The sequence below is a fragment of the uncultured Tyzzerella sp. genome, from assembly GCF_963558545.1.
Classification (GTDB): Bacteria; Bacillota; Clostridia; order Lachnospirales; family CAG-274; genus Tyzzerella.
Genome location: NZ_CAUWHO010000065.1, coordinates 1 through 8,209, shown reverse-complemented (window position 1 = coordinate 8,209; position 8,209 = coordinate 1). Strand labels below are relative to the sequence as shown.

Genomic DNA, 8,209 nt, shown 5'->3' with positions numbered 1-8,209 from the left:
ATATAACCTATAAAATATTTTATACAAACTTAAAAATGACAATGTTTATTTAACTATAATACAATTTATAATTTAATACCCATTTTATTATATATCTTTTAAATATGTTATAAAGATATTAAGGCAAAGGAGAAAAACTATGTACTATTTACTAGAAAGAATTAATAAAACTTGTGAGCATATTGCTAAAAATGTTTATAGCCAAGAGATACCTTTAAAAGATTACAAATATATTGATGGCAACTACCATAATATAGATAATATTAAAACTGTTGATGAAAACGAATTTAGAGAGTTTAAAACAGGCGATTTATGGGGTGGTAGAGATAAACACGGTTGGTTTAAATGTAGCGTAGAAGTTCCTAAAGAATTTGAGGGAAAAACTATTGCTTTAAATTTTCATACATTTAATGAGGGTTGGGACGCTACTAACCCACAATTTATATTGTATGTAAACGGGGAGCATATACAAGGGCTAGATATGAACCATAAAGAGGTTATCCTTTCTCATAATGCCGTTGCAGGAACTAAATATGAAATAGATTTACACGCTTATGCAGGTATGCTAGCAGATAAACTAGCTACATTGCACGGAAAACTTGTTGTTATAGATATGGCATCTAGAGAGTTATACTTTAATATGAAAGTGCCAGCTGATGTATGTAAAGAGCTAGATGAAAACGATAAGAGAAGAATAGATATGATTACAGTTTTAACAGAGGCTTGTAATTTAGTAGACCTTAGACAACCAAAAAGTGAATTATACAATGAAAGTGTTAAAAAAGCTAATGAATTTTTAAATGAAAAGTTTTATGGAGAGCTTTGTGGACACGAAGACTGTATAGCTACTTGTGTAGGACATACACATATAGACGTTGCTTGGCTTTGGACTGTTGCTCAAACAAGAGAAAAAGTAGCAAGAAGTTTTTCTACTGTGTTAAAGCTTATGGAAGAATATCCAGAATATGTGTTTATGTCTTCTCAACCTCAATTATATAAATTTTTAAAAGAAGACCACCCAAAAGTGTATGAAAGAGTTAAAGAAAAAGTTAAAGAGGGTGTTTGGGAAACAGAAGGGGCTATGTGGCTTGAAGCAGATTGTAATGTTACTTCTGGCGAATCTTTAGTAAGACAAATTTTACACGGTAAAAGATTTTTTAAAGAAGAATTTAATGTAGATAATGAAATTTTATGGTTACCAGACGTTTTTGGTTATTCTGCAGCATTACCTCAAATCCTTAAAAAATCTGGTATCAACTACTTTATGACTACAAAAATTTCTTGGAACCAATTTAACAAAATACCTAATGATACATTTATGTGGAAAGGTATTGATGGGACAGAAATATTTACTCATTTTATTACTGCTACAAATCCTGGCGAGCCTAAAACATCATTTAACACTACTTACAATGGGCATATACAAGCAGATGCTGTTATGGGTGCTTGGAGAAGATACCAAAACAAAAATATTAATGATGACGTATTAATATCTTTTGGTTGGGGAGATGGTGGTGGTGGAGCTACCTTAGAAATGCTTGAAAATGCAAGAAGATTTGCAAAAGGTATACCTGGTGCTCCAAAAGTAAAAATGGGTACATCTTTAGATTATTTTAAAAGATTAGAAAATAAAGTAAAAGATAGTAAAAAACTTAAAAAGTGGAGTGGAGAGCTTTATCTTGAATATCATAGAGGTACTTATACTTCTATGGCAAGAAATAAAAGAGATAATAGAAAATGTGAAAACCTTTATACATCTTTAGAAAAATTAAGCTCTTTAAATATGCTTTTTGGTGAAGAATATCCACAACAAGAAATAAATAGCTCTTGGGAAACTATATTATTAAACCAATTCCACGATATTATACCAGGTTCTTCTATAAAAGAAGTATACGATGTTACAGAAGTAGAATATAAAGAGCTTTTAGATAAAGGTAACAATATTTTACAAAATAATATTAAAAGTCTTGCCTCTAAAATTAACTTAGATGCTAAGAGCGTTGTAGTAAATAATACGTTAGGCTTTACAAGAAGTGATATTGCTACATTTGATATACCAGAAGGATTTAAAAATATATCTGTATTAGATGAAAACAACAATAAAATTGATTGTCAAATAACAAGAGATAATAAGGTAATTTTCTTTGCTAAAGACGTTCCAGCTAATGGGTATAAAGCATTTAAGCTTGTAGATGAAGAATGCTCTAAAGATACATTAGTTTGCACAATATCTAACATAGAAAATGATTTCTTTAAAATTAGCCTTGATGAAAAAGCAAACATTACATCTTTTGTACACAAAAAATCTAATAGACAGTTATTAAAAAATGGTAGATTAGGTAATGAGTTACAAGCTTTTGAAGATAAACCTATGTGTTTTGACAACTGGGATATTGATATTTTCTATAAAGAAAAAATGTGGCTAGTAGATGATTTACAATGTGCAGAAGTTGTAGAGAATGGTCCTGTTAGAGCTACATTAAAAATAGTAAGACAATTTTTAACATCTACTATTACTCAATATATGCATATTTATAAAAATATTGAAAGAGTAGATTTTGAAAATATTGTTGACTGGAAAGAAAAAGACGTATTATTAAAAGTATGTTTCCCTATTGATATTAATACAAATGAGGCTACTTATGAAATACAATACGGTAATGTAAAAAGACCTACACATAATAATACAACTTGGGACATAGCTAGATTTGAAGTTTGCGGGCATAAGTGGGCAGACTTATCTGAAGAAGGATTTGGTGTTTCTATGTTAAACGAATCTAAATATGGACACGATATTATAGAGGGTGATATGAGGCTAACTCTTATAAAATCTACTTGTGACCCTAACCCAGATGCTGATAAAGAAGTACATTATTACACTTATTCTATTTACCCACATATGGGAGATTGGAAAGAAGCTAATACAGCTATGCAGGCATATAACTTAAACAACCCATTAGTTACTATTGTAGAAGATGCTCATAGTGGTAGTTTAGATAAAGAGCTTAGCTTTGCAAATGTAAATAAAGAAAATGTTATGATAGAAGTTATTAAAAAAGCAGAAGATAGCCAAGATTTAATAATAAGAATGTATGAATATCATAATAAGAGAACAAATGTTAAATTAAGCCTATTTAAAGATATTGAAAAAGCTTATGAATGTGACCTTATGGAAAATAATATACAAGAAATAATGACAAATGGTAAAGACTTTACATTTGAAATTAAACCTTATGAAATTAAAACATTTAAGATTAAACTAAAATAATAATTAATAATAGAGTAAAATACACTTAAAAGTGTATTTTATTCTATTATTTTTTTGAAAAATTGCTCTGTGCTTATACCATTAGGGCGATTAAATCTACCTAGATTATAAACTATATCTGAATTATTTTTATCTATTACATTTACTACTTGAGAACAATTAAAAATAACAGAAAAATCTAAATCTTTTATTATTTCCTTAGTTTCTTTACTAAATCTACCAAAAGGATATGTAAATATTTTTAAATCTCGCCCTGTGTAATTTAATATTTTATCTTGTAATTTTAATACGTCTTTAGTTAAAAAGTTTTTGTATTGTTCTAGGCTTTCTCCAGACTTTTTACTACAACCATTACGCCCTTTATCCATAGTATGTAAATCGTAAGTGTGATTTCCTATTTCTACAAGCCCACTATCTGACATTTCGTTTATTTGTTTCCAAGTTAGATAAGAGTAATTTATGTTATGGTCTTCATTTTCGCTATAAGTATCTGTATAAGAACCAACAACTGATAAAACTGCCTTTAGATTATACTGTTTTAGCATAGGATATATGTACTCATAGAAACTTTCGTGTCCATCATCAAAAGTTATCATAATAGGTTTTTCTGGTAAAGGGGTGTTATTATTTACATAATCTAAAAGTTGTTTAACACTTATAGTTTCATACCCTTTTTCTTTTAAATATAGCATATCTTTTTCAAATTGCTCTGGTTTGATAGTAAAATCGTTTAATCTACTATCTAATTTACATATATGGTGGTACATAATAATAGGTAATTTTATACCGTTGTTAGAATTATCGTTGTAACAAGGCGTAGTATTATTATAAAGATAGTTAAAAGAAAAAATAAGGCTTAAAAACAATATTATAAACAATAGGATAGTTAATATTTTATTTTTGTATAATTTAATATTCAATATTTTTTACCTCCATATTTTCTAAAAAATTTTCTATATTATTTATTGTTTCTTTATCAAAAAAATGTTCTATTTGTTCTACTAAATATAAATTATCTTTACTATTTATTTTATTAAAAAATTTACATAGTGTATTATGCCTTTTTAAAAGATATTTACCTAAATCTTCTCCACTATTAGTTAAATTTATTTCACCATATTTTTCTTTTTCTATTAAGTTTAAATCTTTTAATTTTTCTACCATTTTAGATACAGACGATGCTTTAATATTTAATAAACTTGCAAGCTCTGTTATTTTAATATTTTCTTTATTTATTCTATAAATCATTTCGATATAATCTTCCATTGTAAAGGTTATAGTATTTTTTCGTTCTAAATCATATGCTTTTTGTGTTTTAAAAATAAAATCAGCTCCTTTTTTGTAACACTTAAAAATTTTTAAAATATAATATATAAAAGTTTCCTTAGACTAAATATATTAAAAAGGGGAGTTATTATGAATAAAATAATGTTAAATAATTTACAACTTGGAAAAAGCTGTTATATAAGAAAAATATTTTTAGAAGAAAATATAAAAAGAAGATTACAAGAACTAGGGTTTGTAGATGGGAGCATTGTAAAATGTGTGTTAAAAAGCCCCTTAAAAGAACCAGTAGCATATTTTGTAAAAGGTACTATGATAGCCCTTAGAGAAGATGTTACAAAAAATATACTAGTAGAAATCATATAAATTCAAACTATTTTAAAATTTTATACTACAATTTATTATTATAATAAAATTTATTATTTTACATCTATTTGAAAATTTTGGACTGTATAATTTTCATTTAGGTGTATTTTTTTTTACTTATTTATTAACTCAAAAATAAATTGGAAAAATTTATAAAAAATTATAGACAATACTAAAATAATAGGATATAATGTACTTGACAGAATTATTTTTAATACTGTAGATGACATTATATAATTTTACAACATTGGTTTTATAAATTATTTATTTAGGAGGAGAAGGTATGAAGAAAAATAGGATTTTGGCATTGGGATTAAGTGCTATTTTAGGGGTTACATCAATCCCAACAAATGTAAAAGCTGCTGAAAATTTATCAGCAACTGAAAAAGAAGGAGGTAGTGAAGAAGAGATATCTGTTGAAGAAACAACAGTTGGGGAAATAATAGAAGAAACAACAGATGAGACAACTGTTGAAGAAACAACAGAAGAAACAACACAAGAAACACAAGATCAAGTTGAAGAAAGTGAAAATGTTCAATCTGAAGAGCAAGTAGGTATAGAAAATGGAATAGCTACTTTACCTCTTTTAGATGAAAATGTTGAAGTTTTAAAAACTGGTGTAGATTTACTAGCTCAAGGGAGCGTTGAAGATGAGGCTTCTAAAATATTTGAATTTGATAAGAATACTGGAACTATAAAGTATTTAAAAGACCGTAACAATGCACCTGCCGATTTAACTATACCAAGTCATATTAATGATGTAGAAGTAAAAGAAATTGGTATTGGGGCATTTTATGGAGTTAAAGGTTTAAAAAATGTTACAATATTAGGTAATACTAAAATAGGTAATTCGGCATTTAGAGAATCTAGTGTAGTAACTGTAACTGCACCTAATGTTACAGAAATTTCAAACATCGCATTTCTTGATGCGCAGGATTTAGTAAGTGTAGATTTCCCAAAAGTTACAAGTGTAGGTACTGAAGCATTTGGAAGATGTTTAAAATTAGAATCTGCTAGATTTGATAGTTTAACAGAATTAAGTGGAAAACATATATTTGCTAATTGTCAAAAATTGGCACAAGTATATTTACCAGAGTTAACAACTATAAATGATGGTTATACATTTTTAGGTTGTACAAGTTTACAAGAAGTTGATTTTCCAAAATTAAAAACTATAAATGGTAATTCTACATTTGATAAATGTGAAAATTTAAAAATGGTTCAAATGCCAGAATTAACAACTATAAATGGAAATTTCACATTTGGTAACTATGGAGTTTCAGATCCTAAATTAGCAGAAGTTTACCTTCCTAAATTAGAAGTTTTACCAGTAGATTTATTTAAATATGCTCCAAACTTAAAAACAGTTAATCTTGACTCAGTAACAACTGTAGATGCTAATGTATTTAACGGATTAAGTAAATTAGAAGTAGTTAGTATGGATTCATTAACAAGTATTCCTGAAGAATTATTTAATTCAAGTAAAAGTACTTTAAAAGCAGTTAGTATGAATGCATTAACAACTATGGATGGTCCTGTATTTTCTAAATGTACTTCTTTAGAAGTAGTTAGTATGGAATCATTACAAACTATAACAGGTAACAAAACATTTGCTCAATGTTTTAAAATAACAGGTATAAATAGAAATGATAAAAGTTTAAGAGGATTAATATTACCAAAATTAGAAAAAGTAGAAGGTAATGAAACATTTGCATATTCTGGATTTGTAGAAATAGTTAATTTACCTGAGTTACAAACTATAAATGGAGATAAAACATTTATGGGGCTTTCAGACCTGAATAAAGTATCTTTACCAAAATTAACAACTATAAATGGGTCTGATACATTTAATCAATGTAGAGATTTAGTAACTATAGCAGAAAATGATTTACCAGAATTAACAACTATAAATGGTGACTATACATTTGCTAGATGTCAAGAATTATCTAATATTAGTTTACCAAAGTTAACAACTATAAATGGAGATAAAACATTTTTAAATTATAAAATAGGAAAAATAAAATCAGTTAATTTACCAGAATTAACAACTATAAGTGGATCTGATACATTTAGAAACAACCCAGAATTGTCTATGCTTAGATTTAGAGGGAATATTAAAATTACAGGTAGTAATTTATTTTCACCTGAAACTACTGTATATATTCCTAGATACGAAGGTGAAGATCCAACTGATAACAACAATGAAAATTGGCATATTACAAAATCTAACTTAAAATATTATAAAATAAAGTTAGAAATAAAAGACAATAATCAAAAATTACTTTATAAATTGGATTCATTTGACGAATTTGATCTCCATTCAACAGATTTTGTAGAATTTAATGGTTTAGTTAATTATGACCAGAAAATGCAAAATTTTGAAGGTTGGAAGTTAGAAACATCTACAGCAGATACTAGTAATGAAATTATTTCATTCCCATACAGAGTTGATAAAACTACTGTTTTAGTTCCTGCTATTACTTCTAAAAATGGTATTGGACAAGGAACAACAGAAGGTACAGAAGAGAGTACAACAGAAGGAAATAATGGAGGAATAGTAGAAGGTACAACAGAAGGTACAACAGAAGGAAATAATGGAGGAATAGTAGAAGGTAATAGTGGTGGAGCTAATATAACTCCAGAAATAGTAAATCCATTAAATCCAACAGTTCCACAAACTCCAGATACTCCAGATACTCCAGATACAAATGAAGAATCTGATAGTTTAGAACAAGGATTAGATGCAGACAGAAATGAATCTAATGCTACAGGTGAAACTACAAATAATGGTATTTTAAATATAGATAATATTACTAATGCTATTAATGCAGATGGAATATCTAGCGGTGTTACTAGAGTATTTGCAGAAGCTGGTTTAGATAATATTGAAGCAGCAAATGTTAATCAATTAGAGAATGCTATTGCTAGAGTAGAAAATACTATTAATGAAGTAAACAATTCTATTGAAAATGAAAACGTAGAAGTTGAAAAACCTGCATTCGGTTTCTCTGAAAACTCTAATATGGGTATATCATTACTTTTAGTATTATTATTAGCTCTTATAATTTTACTTTCTGTATATGTTATCAAAAAACAACAAAGATCACATGAAGAACTTGATTATAATGAAGAATAATAAAAAAGCATAGCTTAAGCTATGCTTTTTTATTATATACAAAATATATATTTAATTTTTTTATAAAATGTATTGAAATATTATATATACAATTATATTATAAAATTATATACATTTATATACATAAATGATTTATACAGTATTATAAAATATAT

5 protein-coding genes are annotated in these 8,209 nt (G+C 27.1%); 3 read left to right on the top strand and 2 right to left on the bottom strand.

What is annotated here, in order from left to right:
* Positions 1-139: 139 nt before the first annotated feature.
* Positions 140-3,268 (top strand): alpha-mannosidase, encoded by a 3,129-nt coding sequence (locus R5Z65_RS08970; RefSeq protein WP_317368649.1) that lies wholly within the window; start codon positions 140-142, stop codon positions 3,266-3,268.
* 38 nt (positions 3,269-3,306) lie between these two features.
* Here R5Z65_RS08970 and R5Z65_RS08965 read toward each other — a convergent pair whose 3' ends face one another.
* Together R5Z65_RS08965 and R5Z65_RS08960 are read right to left on the bottom strand one after the other, a co-directional pair.
* A complete protein-coding gene (locus R5Z65_RS08965; protein ID WP_317368648.1) occupies positions 3,307-4,188 on the bottom strand; it encodes a polysaccharide deacetylase family protein in 882 nt (293 codons plus the stop codon).
* Positions 4,178-4,534, bottom strand: coding sequence for a metal-dependent transcriptional regulator (locus R5Z65_RS08960; protein ID WP_317368647.1), 357 nt, complete (start codon positions 4,532-4,534; stop codon positions 4,178-4,180). The genes R5Z65_RS08965 and R5Z65_RS08960 overlap by 11 nt, the downstream gene beginning before the upstream one ends.
* A 150-nt stretch (positions 4,535-4,684) precedes the next feature.
* On the opposite strand from R5Z65_RS08960, the gene R5Z65_RS08955 reads away from it, so the two are divergent.
* Positions 4,685-4,918 (top strand): FeoA family protein, encoded by a 234-nt coding sequence (locus tag R5Z65_RS08955; protein ID WP_317368646.1) that lies wholly within the window; start codon positions 4,685-4,687, stop codon positions 4,916-4,918.
* Between the two features lie 283 nt (positions 4,919-5,201).
* Positions 5,202-8,054 (top strand): leucine-rich repeat protein, encoded by a 2,853-nt coding sequence (locus tag R5Z65_RS08950; RefSeq protein WP_317368645.1) that lies wholly within the window; start codon positions 5,202-5,204, stop codon positions 8,052-8,054.
* Positions 8,055-8,209: the final 155 nt, after the last annotated feature.